Source organism: Curvibacter sp. APW13 (assembly GCF_032337135.1).
Classification (GTDB): Bacteria; Pseudomonadota; Gammaproteobacteria; order Burkholderiales; family Burkholderiaceae_C; genus Allorhodoferax.
The window spans coordinates 293,369-309,295 of record NZ_JAVXZZ010000004.1 but is presented as its reverse complement, the minus strand read 5'-3'; the positions used below and the strand labels follow the sequence as shown (position 1 = coordinate 309,295).

The window sequence follows — 15,927 nt, the reverse complement described above, 5'->3', positions numbered from 1 at the left end:
TTGGGCTCTGTTCGATACTATTTTGTGGAGCATCTCGGCTCTGTACGCTGAAGAACGCAGAATCCATTCGGCTAGTTGTAGGATGAGAAGGAGTGCTTAACTTGCCTCTATTTTCGGTAGCAGGCGGTCGTATTCTTTTTTGACGACCCCATAGCACTCGCAAGTTCGCGCCTCCAGACCTGGTCGGTCAATGACGGTAATGTGTCCGCGTGAGTACCGAATTAGCGAAGCCTTTTGTAGTTTGAGTGCGGCCTCGGTCACGCCTTCCCTGCGCACCCCGAGCATATTGGCGATCAGTACCTGGGTCATCACCAGTTCATTGCCGTTCAGCCTGTCAAGGCTCAATAGCAACCACCTGCACAGTTGTTGGTCTAAAGAATGGTGACGGTTGCAGACTGCAGTCTGGGCCATTTGCGTAATCAGCGCCTGTGTATAGCGAAGGCAGAGGCGCATTACCGGCACTGATCGCATGAACTCGTCCTTGAAGAGTTGTGCATGCAGACGATAGCCTTTGCCCGCACTTTGAACAACGGCTCGGCTGGGGGTCGATTGCCCTCCCATGAACAGTGATATGCCCACAACACCTTCCTTGCCCACTACCGCGATTTCCGCTGATGCACCGTCCTCCGTGACATACAGTAGCGAGACAATACTGTTGATGGGAAAGTAGGCGTGGCTGAGTGTTCTTCCCGATTCGTATAACACCATTCCCAGAGGCATATCTACCGGTTCCAGCCGCTCCACGATTCTTGCAAGGTCTATGGGCGGAATTGAATCGAGCAGATGATTTTTCCGAAAATCACTCGCGATGGGGCCGAAAATGTTGATAGCACACCTCCCTTTAAGTTGTTTGCACCTGTGTCCGGTGTTCTCTACTTGGGATAGAGTTTAGAGGCGTGCCAAAAATGTGTATGTACGACGGCGTACACAATTGCTGCCTTGGAGGCGCGTTGTCTCAAGGTTCGTACCAATGGTCTTCGTCCGCAACAATCGGTGTCCGTGCAATGGTTGATGGCGGTAATGCCCTTGTTCCTTGGAGCTGATCCAGTGGGTCTTTGGGCTTGGATAAGGCTGAACTGCGAGAAGGCCGTCTTGGTGTTTCCTTGTCTTTCAGAGCTCCTGATCGCGAGCTGCCACCAGTGCCGGCTTTGCTTCGTGAATCACTCATAGCCGACCCGTTAGAAGCAACACGATCAGAATTATCACCACGACCCCCATCACTCCACTGGGGCCATAGCCCCATTGGGAGCTGTGTGGCCATGATGGCAACACTCCCACCAATGCCAATACCACGAGTATCAAGAGTACGGTTCCGAGGTTCATTGCAATCTCCATTCAAAACTTCATATTGCCCGCGATATGCAGTTGCATCCGTACGGCAACAGACAGTTCCTTGAATGATTTTTTTGCATCATTTGCTTTCAACCATGGAGAGCTGACATGCAGAAACCTGTTCCGAGTCCCACATTAGTCGATCGCTTTGACTTGGCAATGCAGTACCGTCAATGCGCGGAGCTACATGAACGCGCTTGTCGCCACTACCGAGAGGCAGCGCGCTTGTATGAATGTGATGACGCTGAGCAAGGAGCTATTCACAGCAGCATCGCGCGCAGGCATCTGAAGTCCGCGGTGCAGGCGGAAGTAGTTCGAAATGCCCACCAAGCGCCCGAACAGCTGAACGCACCTTGAGTACTTTCACTGCCGCCGGGTACTGCGTGGAATTCCACCGGCGAGGTATGCCGGTGATCTCAACCAACTCACTCTATCTGCGTAAGGCGTTGAGGGCTGTGGCGTTGGCGTACTTAGTTGCCCGGCCAACCAAAAGTAGCGATCAGCTTGGAGATCTTCTGATCATTGCCACCTGCCAGCACGTTATCCAGAACAAGTCCGGAACTCTGTGAATTTGCCCAGCAGATAAGCGGCCTCACCGAGCCAATCTTGCGTGCAATCGCGCCGTTTTTTCGCATCATCCAGTACAGCCACACGTCATCTGCATTGGGACATAGCCATTCAAACGCATAGGCATTGAGCACAGCCTTGTGAAAGACATGCGGTGGATAGAGCACCCCAGCTCCACTGGTTGGGAATGTCAAGGTGGAATCATCCTGTCTAGTGGTTTCGTGCTCCCATTGTGCATACGATAGGGGTAGATGGTCCACGCCTAGCGCTATGTGATGTGCCCGGTGGCATACCACCTCTTGTTGCATGCCTTTGTAGCTGCCAAGCAGTTCAGCAAGCCAATTGGGCCAGTAGTACAAGTCGTCATCAGCCGTTACGACATAGTCGTTTGGATATCGCCTGAGCGTTGGAATGATTTTTTTGTAGGAGCGCAGGTCATCGCAATAGGCGATCTCCAAGCCTTCGTCCTGTAGTCCCAGAATCTCCGGCGTCAGCGCTGACTTGTCGCCATGCGCTATCCACAGGATGGTGTGGTCCGCAGCCACGGTCTGCATCAATAGGCACTTGAGTGTCAGATGCAAAGTGGCAAAGCGTGCGGGATAAGAAGTAAGCGAAACAATCAGCTTCGCATCCAGGCCATGGGGCATACCCAGTTTGCGTCGGCAAAACGCACTGTTGACCCAGCCGTGCATGACTAAGGGTGCCACATGTTGGTAAAAGCGCACCGATGCGCGCGCCCGCAGACCTGACAGTAGACGGTGTGGATACGCCATCGACTAATACATGCGTGGTGAAAAGGACGGAAATGCGCGGGACATAGCGGCATATGCTTCACACGCAGCCACTCCCTCTGCAGCAGGAAGAACAACAGCGAGTTCGAGATACAAGTCGCCAGCATTTGCATTGGCCGTTCCCCCCGGAATCCCCCGACCTTTCAACCGAAGTGAGCGACCGTGTTTCCAATTGGGCGGAATGATCACCTCGGCCGCACCCGTCGGCGTGCTAACTCTTGCTCTTACGCCCAGCGCTGCTTCCCAAGGAGCGAGCAATACGGGGCCGCCAAATACGTCTCTGCCCATTGTGCGCCAGAGCCGATCTGGCTTGAACTTCACGCTCAAGAGCAAATAGTCTCTCTCTGGGGCATCTGAGCCCGCCTCACCACGACATGCAAGGCGAATCCGCTGTCCTTCAAAAACTCCCTTTGGAATGGTTACCTGGTAGCGCTGTTCGACTGTGCTTCTGTCTGTCGTGCTTGTTGGCGCGATGCGTACGACAACGGTCTTTACCCCCCCCTCATACGCATCTCTCAGATTCAGCTCAATGGTTGCTTGTGGATCAGGCTGTTGGTCTTCTCGCTTTGGCCCGTGACGCTGCAGCATGGCTTCTGTGAAAAGCTGTTCAAACAATGGATTCGGATCCCGGGCCTTTGCTTTCGATGTTGTGAAGTCAAAACCTTCGTTCCACCCGGAGTCCGCCGTGGTTCTCCGTACATGTCCAGGCTTCGGTCGATTCTTTGATTCCGACAGTATTGAATCGTATGCGGCTCGCCTGGCCGGATCGGAAAGAACGCCGTACGCCATGTTCAGCGCCGTCATGCGAGAGTCCGCATCATTGGAGCTGCTAACGTCCGGGTGGTTTTTCCTGGCCAATCTCCGCCAATTTCTTTTAATGTCGGTTGCACTGGCCGTGCTCGGTACCTCCAATACCGAGTAGTGGGTAGGAGTCACCGCATCCATGGTCTATGCCCAGATCAGAACTGTGCTTTGAAATAGTTGATGGAATGCACAAAAGCATGGCGAATCTTGTCCACTTCCTTGACCATTTGGTCCCAGGAGTCGTCTCCTGCATCGCGCAGCTGCTCCAGCTTTGCGATTGCTTTATCGGACTGATTGCGCAACTTGAGCAATTCGCTCTTGTAATTGGCACGGGCATCAGCTTTTGCTTCACTCGACTTGCTCTCCAACTCCTGCATCTCTATATTGAATTCGTCGAGTTCGAGTTTTAACTTGGCGGTGTACTCATCGCGGCTCATGGTCATTTCGTTGCTCCGATACGTGGTTGAAATGGTTCCAATGTATGGGTCTGTGCCAATCATGTCGGTGCGATGCACAACATACCGATGCAGCATTGCGCACTGCAACATTGGGGTCTAACCGAATCTGCCAATGCTGACCGTTGAGCGCGATTCGGGCGTCATAAGAGGGAAGTCGGGTGCAGCGATTCCCTGGAAATATGCGATGGGCTGATGTGCGCGTGACGCTTCAATGCAGGAAGCCAGTGGAGGAATTCGTCGCCGTTCAAGCGCAAAGTGGTGCGTCTGGTCGTACCACCTGTGGTGACGGGGACTGCATTGGCCAAAATTTGAGATTCAAGATGTGTGGTCACAGCCCCCGTGTCACTCTCAAGCGCAACTACCGATAGCATGTGCGCCTACCGCGCCAAGGAATAAAACGTTGGGGTGCCTCCCAGTGATCGGCGACGTGGCCTCCAATCGGGCCCTGGTGATGCGTGATTCGATTTGGCGCTTTTGTGAATGGTCGAACCTTTTTTTCGCATCCGCGATTACCCGTTTGTCGCGAGCGGGTTGGCAGCGCTAGGAGACAGACAGGTCAATAGCGATAACGCAGCCCCAGCGTGGTTGCATATACGCGGTTGCTGTGATCACCGGCAAATTTTAGGTAGTGCTCATCGTATTGAAGCACTGCGGAAACAGAGGGGACGAGTGTGAGCTCTGCGCCAATTCCGTAGGACCAGTCAAATCCGTCAACAGTACCAGTGCTAGCTCCAGATCCCGCTGCAGCGGAGACATTGGTGTGTCCATAAGTGGTACCAATCTTTCCCAGCAAATTGAAGACTTCGTTGAGAGGTAATCGTCCAATAAGGCTCAGGTTGATTCCTTCGGCACGTGTGGTCCCTCCAGATCGACTTGCTGAACCGAAGTCGATGTAGCCAATCTCAAAACCGAAATTGTCCTGAGGGACATACACACCATAATTTAGTTGCGTTGCATGACCGCGGTTGCTGTTGGGGATCAATCCGAAGTCGTTGCTACTTTGTGAAAGGTCTGTGGCGCCAAAGCTCAGGCCAATGTAGGTCAGCGGCAAGTTTGAATTTGTCGAGTTGATTTGAGCATGTGCATGCGTCGGTCCCCATAGTGCCACGGAAAGCATCACCGATGCGACCGTTTTGTAGCTGCTTTGCAGGGTTGAAATATTTTTCATGGTTTGTCCTCGGTTCAGCGATTGCTGGTACTTGTTGCATCAATTTCAACAACTACGCGGCGATCAGGTTGAAGGCATTGGATTAGCTTAGGGCTCACCTTTCCTTTGCAGAGTCCCTGCGCGGTCATGGGTTCTGTCTCACCCATTCCAGACGTTTTGATCCGAGATGCATCTGTCCCATTGGCTTCGAGATAGTCTCGTACTGCATTGGCCCTTTGCATGGAGAGTTTTTGGTTATATGTAGTACTGCCGATTCGGTCGGTATGGCCGATGATGTGGATCTGATAGGAGTCAGCACCCCTGATCATTTCGACCAACTCGTTTAGCTGGGCTTCCCCTTTGTCGGTCAGGGTGAAGTCGTTGAATCCAAACAGCGTATCGGTTGAAAGGTTGATGCGAGATGTGGTTGGTGGTGCAATGGCTGCCACAGCCACGGGACTTGTCACTGCCGGAGCCGGTGAAGTTGTTTCTTTCTCCGGTTCTGGTGTAGCGGCCACAGTCCTCTTTTTAATAACCGGGTCACAGGGCTCTTGAGCCAAAGCTGGCGTCCAACTGCCTGTATGCCAACATTGTGACGGTGTCGCACTGCCTACGAATCTTCCAGATCCGTCTGTCAGGTAGCCCTCTTGAAGTTTGGGTTGGGCCATTGCTGAAGGAATAAAACTGGCGAGCACTGTGGCTGTCAGCAGGAGTCGTCGATCGGTGCGCATGTTGTTGCTCCAATAGGGTGAATGAATGAAATCCTGCGTGTTTAGCTGGAAGGTAGGCCGCGTGAAGTGACTGCCGCATCATCACCATTGCGATTCGCACTGTTTAGTGCCAGTTGATAACTGTTCTCGCCACGTGTACCTCCAAATGCAAATTTGTTGCGATCTACATGATTTCTGCAAATACACATGGCATGAAATCGGCGAAGCTCGAAATCCAGCGGATGACTGTCAGCAGTTCATCCGTCTGCATTTAGGGACGCACGGTAATTTCGTTCTTTACAGCTTTAACGCCTTTCACATTCCACGCTAGCGTTTCGGCTGTCGTCTTTTCAGTGGTGTTCTTTGCAAACCCGGAAAGCATTACGGTACCTTTGAGGGTCTCAACACTGATGGCCGAGGCATCAACTTGTTTGTTTTCGACAAAGCGGCTTTTCACGGCAGTAGTTATTGCGGTGTCGTCGATATATGCCCCTACAGACTCCTGCCCACGAGATACAGCACATCCCCCGGCAGTTAGGAAGAACAATGACGCCGCAGTGGCGGCAGTGACGGTTATCAATTTCATGGTGAGAGCTCCATAAGGTCGTTTGTGAAGCTCCAATTTAGTGGCGATGACTCCGCATGTCAGTGCGTCAGCGTACCAACCGCCATGTATATCTGAATGGCCCCGAAACCATAGACACCTTCGAACCTCAAGCCTGAGGCCTAATAGAAAGTGCCATGAGCAACGAAAGGTATCCAGAAGAATTCAATATCGAAGCTGTCGGGCAGTAAGCTGACAAGGGTCACCTCGTAGCCAAATTCGCATCCTGACTGGGCGTGAGTCAGCACAGCCTGTACAAGTAGATCAAGGAGCAGTCCCCCCTGCAGGCCAATGCCGAGAGCAGTTGTCGCAGACCGAAGAACTACGCCTTTTGAAGGCCGACCTCAAACGGGTCACCGAGGCGCGTGACATCCCGAAAAAGTGCAGCAGCATACTTTGCCAAGCTGTCCGGGTACGATACGCATTCATTCAATGCCACGAACCAGTACACCGTGTGCGGTTGCTACGCCAGGAAGGCCTGCGCTCGCAGAGCAGGGTAGCACCGACGCCCGGGCAAACGCTGTGGAGCGCCCTCGCTCTCGTGGCCCCCAACCACTTGAATCGACAGTTCACGCCTGACCAGTCCATACGGGCATGGGTCACAGACACTACCTACAACCGTGTTCATCAAGTCTGTTTGTACCTGGTGGCGTGATGCCCTTAGCGTTCGAGAATCGCTATTTCCATCGGGTCGGTGGTTCCTAGGAAAACCGGGACGATTCAGACCGTGGAGCGTATCAATGGCTTGATACATTGAATCTATCCATGGCTGAAGTACGTCAATCGGCAAAGGAAACAGCGGCCACCCGCGATCTATCGAGATTTCAAGATAGGGATGACGTATCGGTAGCAGGATTCGAGCCGTGTTAAGTCGAGCTCGAATTCTGGTTTCAGAAGCAATTCACCAGGGGATAGCGTCGCCAATACCTCTGGCTCAGTTTTTCTAACGAGACGGAAATGTAGCTGGCAATTCTTGTGAAGCAGAGAAACTGATGCTTCATTCCAGTGAGAGGGTAGGCATGGCGAGAACGATAAGCTGCTTGCTGTTCGATCAAGTCCGAAAATTGATCGAATAGCTGCTTGGTATAGCCACCCAGCTGCCCCTGTATACCAACTCCAGCCTCCTCGTCCAACATATGGGGGCTGCGAGTAGACATCGCCAGCTATTACGTAGGGTTCGAGTCCATATGCTTGCCCCCAAATTTCATGTTTTGCTCGGTGTGCTGAACTGATAGAGGTAAAGTAGATATAAGGGATATCAGCACGTTGCTGAGCTAGTGCGGTAGGTAGCGCCATTCTGTGCGCTTGTGCTTGTGCCATCAGTCCCCACACGCCAGCATGGTTGTATTGGCCGCCGTTTTCTCGAACTCCAACCGGATACGCTTGGATGTAGCCAGGGCTGGGCTGGCTCAATTTAAACGGCGGTGTAAGCAGCTGCAGTAGTCCGCTGTTGGGGTCAAACAAATGGCGATGCATAGAATCCAAAGCATCTGCCTTTTGCATAGATGTCGGCGTGACGTTGTTCAGACCATACGAGTCTTGGGTCGGCGATGAACTGCATTCGCCGTAAAGTACGCTCCATGCTTGTGCAATTAAATCAATTCGGCATTCAATACATTCACTCGAACCCAAATCTTGTCCACTGTCAAAGAAAGCACGCTTAAACCATGAGCCATCCCAGGCCTCTGTGGTGAGCGATGCTTCCACTTTACTCAAGGCGGCTTCCCATTTCACTGCTCGCTCAAAGTCACCGCGCTGCCTTGCCAGTTTGGAAAAGCCTTTTGTAACGTTGCAAACAAACCAGCCGAGCCAAACAGATTCGCCACGGCCATCGGGGCCTACACGATTCATTCCGTCATTCCAGTCTCCGCTTCCCATTAGCGGCAGACCATGGGTGCCTGTGCGTAAGCTGCGATCGATAGCCCGTGCACAGTGCTCGTAAACGCTTGCCTCCTCCGAGCTCGCAGCGGGAGTGAAGTACAGGTCTTCTTGGCCGTTGGGAATTTGAGAGCCCTCCAGAAATGAGAGCACTTCCTCCATCATCGTGGCATCACCAGTGGCGCGAAGATAGTGGAGTGCTGCGTAAGGCAGCCAGAGCAGGTCGTCTGAAAATCGCGTTCGGACACCCACCCCGGACGGGGTATGCCACCAATGCTGAACATCGCCCTCATGAAATTGGCGCGATGCACATAGCAGGATTTGATCGCGCAACAATTTCGGCGATGCCCAGACCAATGCCATCGCATCTTGCAATTGGTCACGAAAACCTGTGGCGCCTCCAGCTTGGTAGAAACCTGCTTTGGCCCACAAACGACATGAGACTGCCTGATACAAGAGCCAGTGATTTACCATGGAGTCGAAGCTCGAATCTGGCGTGGAAACTTGTAGAGCTCCGTTCAGTTCTGCCCACTGGGCATTCACTTTTGCAAGTGATGTGCGCGACCCAGGGACGCCCTCCATCACCCTTGATTCATGTGCTCGAACTTCTTCGAGCGCCTCTTCAGGGGACTTCGCATATCCCTGCAAAAAACAAACAGTTTTCTCCTCACCACCACGTATGCGAATGGTCGAAGCGTGTGCGGCACATGGATCACATCCCGCCGCAGCAAATTTTCCCAGTTTGTCGGGGAGAATAAAACGTCCCTGCTCGTCAAAGAACTCCCGACGGTCGCATGTCCAGTCATTTTCACTATTGAATTCTGAATCACTTGATGGCTCAGTTGCAGTGAAACTGACAAAGGCGGTTCCGCGACCAAACCCGGATTCTTCTGCCTGTTGGGTGCATCCGAGCACCGTGCAAACTCGTGAGCCAATGTGAAGTTTCTGACTCCAAGTGGAGGTCGTTGCCCTGTCTGCTTTGCTTGAGCCCAAAACCCATTCATGCAGGCTTACCAAGCGTAGATGGATCGGTGAGACGGAGTGATTCCGAACTCGCAATTCGATGGTCTTCAGTGGGCTATCCACATGGACCCAGTATTTGACTTCAATTTCAAGGGCACCTCTCTTGTGATTGACGCTTGTGCAACCTAAAGTGTGCGTAATCTGGTATGTGGCATTTTGATCACCCCAGGCGCTAGGGCATACGTGCCAGACCTCTCGTGTGTCTAAATTTTGTATCAAGAGCCATTCGCTCGGTGGGTCCAGAACTGGATCGTTAGACCACGTAGTAATCTGATTCAGCCGACTATTGATTCCCCATGAATAGCCACCTCCACTCTCGGTGATCAATGATCCAAAATTTGGATTGGCCAACACGTTCGACCAGGGGCGTGTAGGGCGGTGGGTGGTACTTACTTCGAATTGGAATGCCCGCCCACCTTCAGCAAAATCCGCGTGCAGCTTTTCCATTGGAGTTCTTCTCGCTGTGGCCACCAACTGTGCAAAGGAAGTATTCGCCAATAGGGGGGGAACTCCTACAACTTCGTGCGGGTTGTCACGGTGTCTTCGCTTGTAACGTTCATGCCCATTCAACCAGTCCCGAATGGAATGAGAAAGAGGTCGCCCATCGGCGGCCAGGTGCATGCGAGCAAGGCGATGCAGCGTTTGGCTTTCCTCAATACTCAACTCCTCGCTGCGGAAAACATGCATGGCAACTAGCAATGGCATAGTCGCACAATCCTGTGTCACCTTGTTCTGCAGAGTATTGATTTCGTGCTTTAAGCCCATCTGATACGTATTTACCTCGTTGTTAATGACAACAATGTCGCAACTAACGCCTGACCATGACCATAGGCGCAATGCTTGGGTGAGTGAGCGAAGAAGCCCCAATCCTTGGAGAACGCCAACGCTCACAAGGATCAGCGGCTTGTCGCCTGATATGCCCAACCGCCACAATGTCCTTCGATCACAGACAATGTCAGAAGGCTTGGTATCAGCGTTAGGATTTGTTGATGTCGAAAATTTGGACTTCTGGTGATCAACCGAACTGAGTGTTGTGAGCAGTGCGGTGGAGATCGTTTGAATCGCGGCAAAATTCTCACTCCCGATTCGCAATGAACGCAGGCGAATACCAGCCAAGGTGGCTGACATAAGCGAGGAGCGCTGAATGTGGGTTGCTTGTCGGTACTTGTCGATAACGGCATGCAATGTGGACTCTGAGTCAGTGGCCGCGACCGCAAATGTGATTTTGGACTTTGCATTAGGCTCTAATCGGACTCTTACTGACAAGACCGCGCATGGATCAAGACCGGTTGTTAAATCCTGCATGGAGTTCGACGGTGTAGCCGTGAAATGCAAGCTTCCCGGATGCAACTGTGGATGGCTCCGATTTGCGTTTCTCCCGAACCATGACTGACGGTCTACGCAGTACCTAATGTCTAGTACTTCTGCACCTGAGTGAGCTAAGAAATGTGCAGCATGTACATTGACGTCCGAGTCAATTCGCGGGGTTCGTTGGTATACAAGTGACTGCTGCTCGGAAAGCCATTGCGCTCGTACAAAGAGACCTGCAAATGCGGGATGTGATTCATCGGAACGTACGTCGGTGAGCACCACTTCAAAAAATGAAATTAGCTCTAACTCTATGACGTCATTTTGGAGGTTGTGAAGTTCAATCTGCCGAAGTTCGATGTCATCTTCAGGGCTTACCCAAACAGTGGTTTGACAATGCAACTCTTCCCAATCTGCAGTGAAAGTGGCTCGGTCCGCATGAAATGAACAGCGGTACTCCGCCTTCTCATCGGGGGCAGGGCGCTGAGATAACGAGACAAGCTCAAGAGGACCGGCATTCTCATCGCTGTTGCCGGAGATTCGGCCGTCTTTGTACTTGGCAAGGAAGAAGAAGTTTCCAAAGGAGTCGCGTAGCGCGTCGTCGCGCGTCCTACTGATTAATGTCTTCCCCCAGCTACTGTGGCCTGCGCCATTTGCGCGAAGTGTCACGTGGTAGCGTCCATTCGACAGGAGGTGTGTTGGTTCTACACCTAGACAACCTGGAGCTACTTGGCGCAATAGGCCCGGACTGCGTTGCCGCAGCATTTGGGCCGGAATTCCCTTTGGTAGTCGATAGAGCCGAGATATTTCTTTTGGCGCTCGTTCATGCAGTAAAGACATGTATGCCTGAATCCGGGGGTGTGCCGTTCCCCATCTTTGCACTACACCGTCGAGCAAGACATTGGACAGCGCTGCAATGCTCATTCCCTGATGATGTGCCATATACGCACCTACCGCAGTGAAGGGCTTTGGCTCGGTCTGGCGTGCGGGGGTGTAGTCCAAGGCTTCAATGAAACCAAAATGTTGGCGTGCGCCAAGATTTTGAAGTGCCTTGAGATTTGCACAAGCCTCTTGTGGGGACTGCAACAGTGCAAGAAAGGTTGCGTAAGGAGCAATTACCAGTTCATCGGTAGGTGTCCTGCGCAAGGCCAACCGCGGAACACCTTGTGGTGCATATTGATACGCCAAGCTGTGATCGCGCCCACTGTACGCGGACTCAGATATTCCCCAGGGTATCCCCAGCGCTTCCGTGTATCGCATCTGCTCTTGAACTGCAACATATGTCCCGTCGCGAAGTACGCTGCCTTCCGGCTCTCCCAAGACCAAACTTGGCATTAGGTATTCGAACATTGACCCGGACCATGAGCGCAGGCCGGCGGTCTTGCCAAGTGCGTAGAACATGCGCCCCAATGCTGCCCAGTGAGTCACCGGAACATCTCCTTTTGCAATCGCAACAAGGCTAGTAAGGCGAGCCTCGGATGCCAACAGGTCATAAAAACCAGAGTCCAATTGCTGCTCTTGGACTCGATAGCCGATGTGCAGTAATTGCCTGCGGGGGTGGTAGAGGAATTCGAATTCAGGAGCCCACGCAAGGGTTTCGAATTGATGGGCCAGATGCAATAAAGTTTCCCCTGCATCTTGTACCAAAGCAAGGTTTGCCGAGCGAAATGTATGCCGGTGATCAGCGATAGCGCACCTTAGAGACCTACGCCCTTCAACCGTCAGTTTTTTCCGCATGGACAGAAGCTGGCCTATGTGGATTCGAGAATTTCGCATTGCCTCGGAGGTCGCAATGCTTGATTGACGTGAGATTTGTGGCCATGAACTAGCAATTTCAGTCGTTTGCGCTAACGCTCGGCAAGCCTGGGCAACACACAACAGATGAGCACTCAAATTTCCACTATCCACTGTAGAAACGTACTGAGGCAGCAACGGCTCTCCGGTCTGAGTCTCATACCAGTTGAAAAAATGGCCTCTATATGTGGGCATTTTCCTTAGTGTTGCGAGCGTGGCTTGCAGCCGAATGATTAGTTCCTGAGTGCTAATCCAGCCAAATTCACGGGCACAAGCCGTGCTGAGTAAATACAGTCCAATATTGGTGGGCGATGTCCGGTGCGCGACCAGTTCATATGGGATGAACTGAACGTTGTCTGGTGGAAGATGGCAGTCCCCTGCGGTGACATGCTTCTCAAAGAATCTCCAGGTCTCTCTCGCAATTGAAGCTAAGTAGTCCTTGTCGCCTTCGCTGAGATCGGCACTTCTGGAAGTGCTGTAGGTGCGACTTACCCACCAGATCCCAAGCGGGGATATGCCCCACACCAGGCACATTCCGATTCCAGTTGCAGATTGTTTTCCTGCCCATGCCAGGCCGAAGGCGGTGGCTGTTGCGAGGATTGGAATTGCTCGATGTCGCCAAAATAAGGAGAAGAGACTATCCTTTACGCTGAGTCGTGCAGCAGCATCTGTAGTCCATTCCAATAAGTGGCGACGGCTGATGGCACTACGGTACAGCGCACGCGTTATTGCATCAAGACTTTGCAGGCTGTGAAACCCTAACTGAAGAAAATTCCATATGCTGCTGCTGAGTGCTCGCTTGAAATCTGTCACGGCCTGGGCGTAGAAGTGGGGCAAGGATAGGTTACTCCGACTTGGAAGTAAGCCTGCAATGGCAGCTATCCAAGGCCCAGCTCCATAGGCTAAGAAATACACAAGAAGGACAGTTTCTAACGGTAAACCCCGGCCTGCAAGTGAAAGAATAAATAGCGCAATGCACGAGAGTGGCAGCAGAGTTCGGCGCAAGTTGTCAACCATCTTCCACTTATTGATGCCTGTAATTCCATAAGCTTTGGCATTGCGAATAAGTGGCAACAATTGCCAGTCCCCGCGCATCCAGCGATGTGCGCGTGAGGCGGCTACGTCCGCATGGAAAGGCGACTCTTCAACAAGTGTTACATCTGTAACCGCAGCACACCTTGCAAGTGCACCTTCCAGCAGATCGTGGCTCAGAATTTGTGATTCAGGCAGGCGTGAACCTAGAACGTGATGTGCAGCATGAACATGAATCAAACCTTTGCCACTGAATGTCCCCTCACCAAATGCGTCTTGGTAGACCTCTGAACATGCTGCGCTGTAGGGGTCCATTCCAATCTGACCTGAGTACATCCAGTGATATGGCGTAACAGACCGTGATTGTGGCAATGGTGTAACGATCCGAGGTTGAAGGACTGCATAGCCACTTTCAACACGCAACCCCGTGGCATCCAAGCACGGTTGATTCGATGGATGAGCTGCGATCCCTACGAGTGCGAGTAGTTTTCCTGGAGGTAACTGTGTGTCACTATCAAGCGTGACGACATATTTGGTGTCACTGGAAATTAATGAGTCAACGCCGAAATCAAAGAAGCTCTCGCCTTGACCCATAGCGAGCGTGCTAATCAACCGCTCCAGCTTTCCTCGTTTGCGTTCCCATCCCATCCAAAATTGTTCACTCTTGCTGTATTCGCGCGCTCGATGAAGCAAGAGAAATCGGGGGGGAATTAAGGGCGAATTTGGCGAAGTTGATGACTTTCGTCCATGTTTGGCATTCAACTTTTGGATGAGTTCATTTGCATACTTCAGCAGTATCTCATCACCTGGCATTTCTTTGGCTGGTGCGTCTCCCCAGTCACTTAGAAGCGCAAACTGAGCTTCCTCTAGTGGGTTGGCCAAGTAGTGCAGGTGAAGTCGATGAGCTAACTGGCTGATGTTGACCGTGTCGGTCAGCATGCACGGGATGACTACGATCACCCGATGCTCTGACGGGAGACCATCAGAAAAAGCCAACCGTGGTAGTGCTTTGGGGTGCACTGATTCACTAATCATCCTATTCAAGAGAGCTATCACAAATTCAGAAACAGGACACACAAGTAGCAAGGCCACCATTCCCCAAGAACCGAATTCACCAAGTGATGGCAGCGTGAGAATGACACTCGGTCCCATCGCTAGCAATAGCCAGACAATCACAAATGCAGTGCAAGACCACAAAGTCGAAAGATAGATTGCGAATGGATAAGGTGAGAACTTGTGGACCAGCATAGAGATGTGGGCCTGAAATGGCGGCTCGGGCCAATGCAGCTTGGCACGCAGAGCAGGTCGCCCGGGACCTTCGAGCCAATAGCTAGGCACTGAATACATCACTTTTGATGATGTTTCCTCCCCCATTTTCTGTAGGACAGCTGTGGCAATCGTGCGCTCACTTTTACCAGAGCTCCGTGCCATTCTTTCAATGCTGTGAAGCGTTCTGTCTCGCGTGGAAGTGTGCTCCGACGCAAAGACTGTTGATGTCATGAGCAGGCGCACGAGCCCACTCGTCTTGGCTACGATCTCTGGCCAATCGGTGTCTCCAATTGAGCGGAGAGAAGTTACGGCATTGCTAACGCTAAGGTTGTCCGCGGCTTGACCTGCTCGCAGTTGAGATTGGACCTCCGCTAAATCTGCCATTACATCCATTAGCCACTTCTGATAAGGGCGGTGCGTGGTGTTGATCGTGTGCATACGATGAGACATATGTGCCAGGAATACCTGACCAACTCCACGCGAGTTGAGCAATTCAAGAAGGCTCGATAGAACGTCTATGCTGAATGTAGTGAGGTGGTCGCAAACAACATTGGCCAATTCACGCGCAGCCTTGTTTGCGGCTACACGCTCAGCAAGCCTACGCATGTTCTCCATGAGCACGACGCGCAATGTTGTTGGCAGTGCCCAAATTTCGCTAAGTTGGAGCTCGCATTCTTCTTGGTAGGCCAAGAGGAAATGGCAGAGCAGATCCTCGTCAAATGCTCCATCCGTATGGGCCACGAATGCCCACGCAATGCCGTAAACACGCGGAAGACCAGATAGCGGTGGATGGACGAGTAAAGGCAGCGTATTGAAGTACCTTCTTGGAATTCCATCGCTCACTTCCTTGAACTGAGCTTCCAGCAAATGAAAGTTCTCAATAAGCCATTCAGCCGCAGGACTGATGTCATAGCCTGCACTGGCTTGCGCGCTTATGTATTCATATGAACTCCGTAACCTTGAAATATTGATCCGAAGTCGTGGTGCAAACGTTTCGGAAGTTTTTGCGAACTTCGTGACTCGATGAGTGAGTCCTAAGCTGTGGCCATGTTGTGAGAACCGTTGCTTGCCAAATATCTCAGAGCGAATCGGTGCATCTAGCCCTCCGTCCCCGGGATTTAAAAGTTTGCAAAGTGAATGTGATGATTGAGGTACCAATCGTTTGAGTTCGTTGGTACGCATGGGTTATCGAGCCAGCATGATGGACCCA

Annotated in this window: 9 protein-coding genes and 1 pseudogene; 1 reads left to right on the top strand and 9 read right to left on the bottom strand. The window is 52.1% G+C overall.

What is annotated here, in order from left to right; genetic code table 11:
- Positions 1 to 96 precede the first annotated feature (96 nt).
- The 8 genes from RQP54_RS17220 to RQP54_RS17185 form a co-directional block, all read right to left on the bottom strand.
- Entirely contained in the window at positions 97 to 720 is a 624-nt protein-coding gene (locus RQP54_RS17220) for a Crp/Fnr family transcriptional regulator (protein WP_409997588.1), read from the bottom strand.
- Positions 721 to 1,164: 444 nt separating this feature from the next.
- Entirely contained in the window at positions 1,165 to 1,323 is a 159-nt protein-coding gene (locus RQP54_RS17215) for a DUF3309 family protein (RefSeq protein ID WP_315679665.1), read from the bottom strand.
- Positions 1,324 to 1,802: 479 nt separating this feature from the next.
- Entirely contained in the window at positions 1,803 to 2,591 is a 789-nt protein-coding gene (locus RQP54_RS17210) for a hypothetical protein (protein WP_315679664.1), read from the bottom strand.
- 84 nt (positions 2,592 to 2,675) lie between these two features.
- Entirely contained in the window at positions 2,676 to 3,635 is a 960-nt protein-coding gene (locus RQP54_RS17205) for a DnaJ C-terminal domain-containing protein (RefSeq protein ID WP_315679663.1), read from the bottom strand.
- Between the two features lie 14 nt (positions 3,636 to 3,649).
- A complete protein-coding gene (locus RQP54_RS17200; protein WP_315679662.1) occupies positions 3,650 to 3,937 on the bottom strand; it encodes a hypothetical protein in 288 nt (95 codons plus the stop codon).
- Between the two features lie 571 nt (positions 3,938 to 4,508).
- A complete protein-coding gene (locus RQP54_RS17195) occupies positions 4,509 to 5,120 on the bottom strand; it encodes an outer membrane beta-barrel protein (protein ID WP_315679661.1) in 612 nt (203 codons plus the stop codon).
- A 14-nt stretch (positions 5,121 to 5,134) separates the two neighbouring features.
- Positions 5,135 to 5,830, bottom strand: coding sequence for an OmpA family protein (locus RQP54_RS17190; protein ID WP_315679660.1), 696 nt, complete (start codon positions 5,828 to 5,830; stop codon positions 5,135 to 5,137).
- A 250-nt stretch (positions 5,831 to 6,080) separates the two neighbouring features.
- On the bottom strand, positions 6,081 to 6,395 hold the full coding sequence (locus RQP54_RS17185; RefSeq protein WP_315679659.1) for a BON domain-containing protein: 315 nt from the start codon (positions 6,393 to 6,395) through the stop codon (positions 6,081 to 6,083).
- Positions 6,396 to 6,550: 155 nt separating this feature from the next.
- On the opposite strand from RQP54_RS17185, the pseudogene RQP54_RS19815 reads away from it, so the two are divergent.
- Positions 6,551 to 7,059 (top strand): annotated as a pseudogene (locus RQP54_RS19815) (transposase); the annotation flags it as partial.
- A 167-nt stretch (positions 7,060 to 7,226) separates the two neighbouring features.
- Here the strand turns inward: RQP54_RS19815 and RQP54_RS17180 are convergent.
- Positions 7,227 to 15,899 (bottom strand): GH36-type glycosyl hydrolase domain-containing protein, encoded by an 8,673-nt coding sequence (locus tag RQP54_RS17180; RefSeq protein WP_315679658.1) that lies wholly within the window; start codon positions 15,897 to 15,899, stop codon positions 7,227 to 7,229.
- Positions 15,900 to 15,927: the final 28 nt, after the last annotated feature.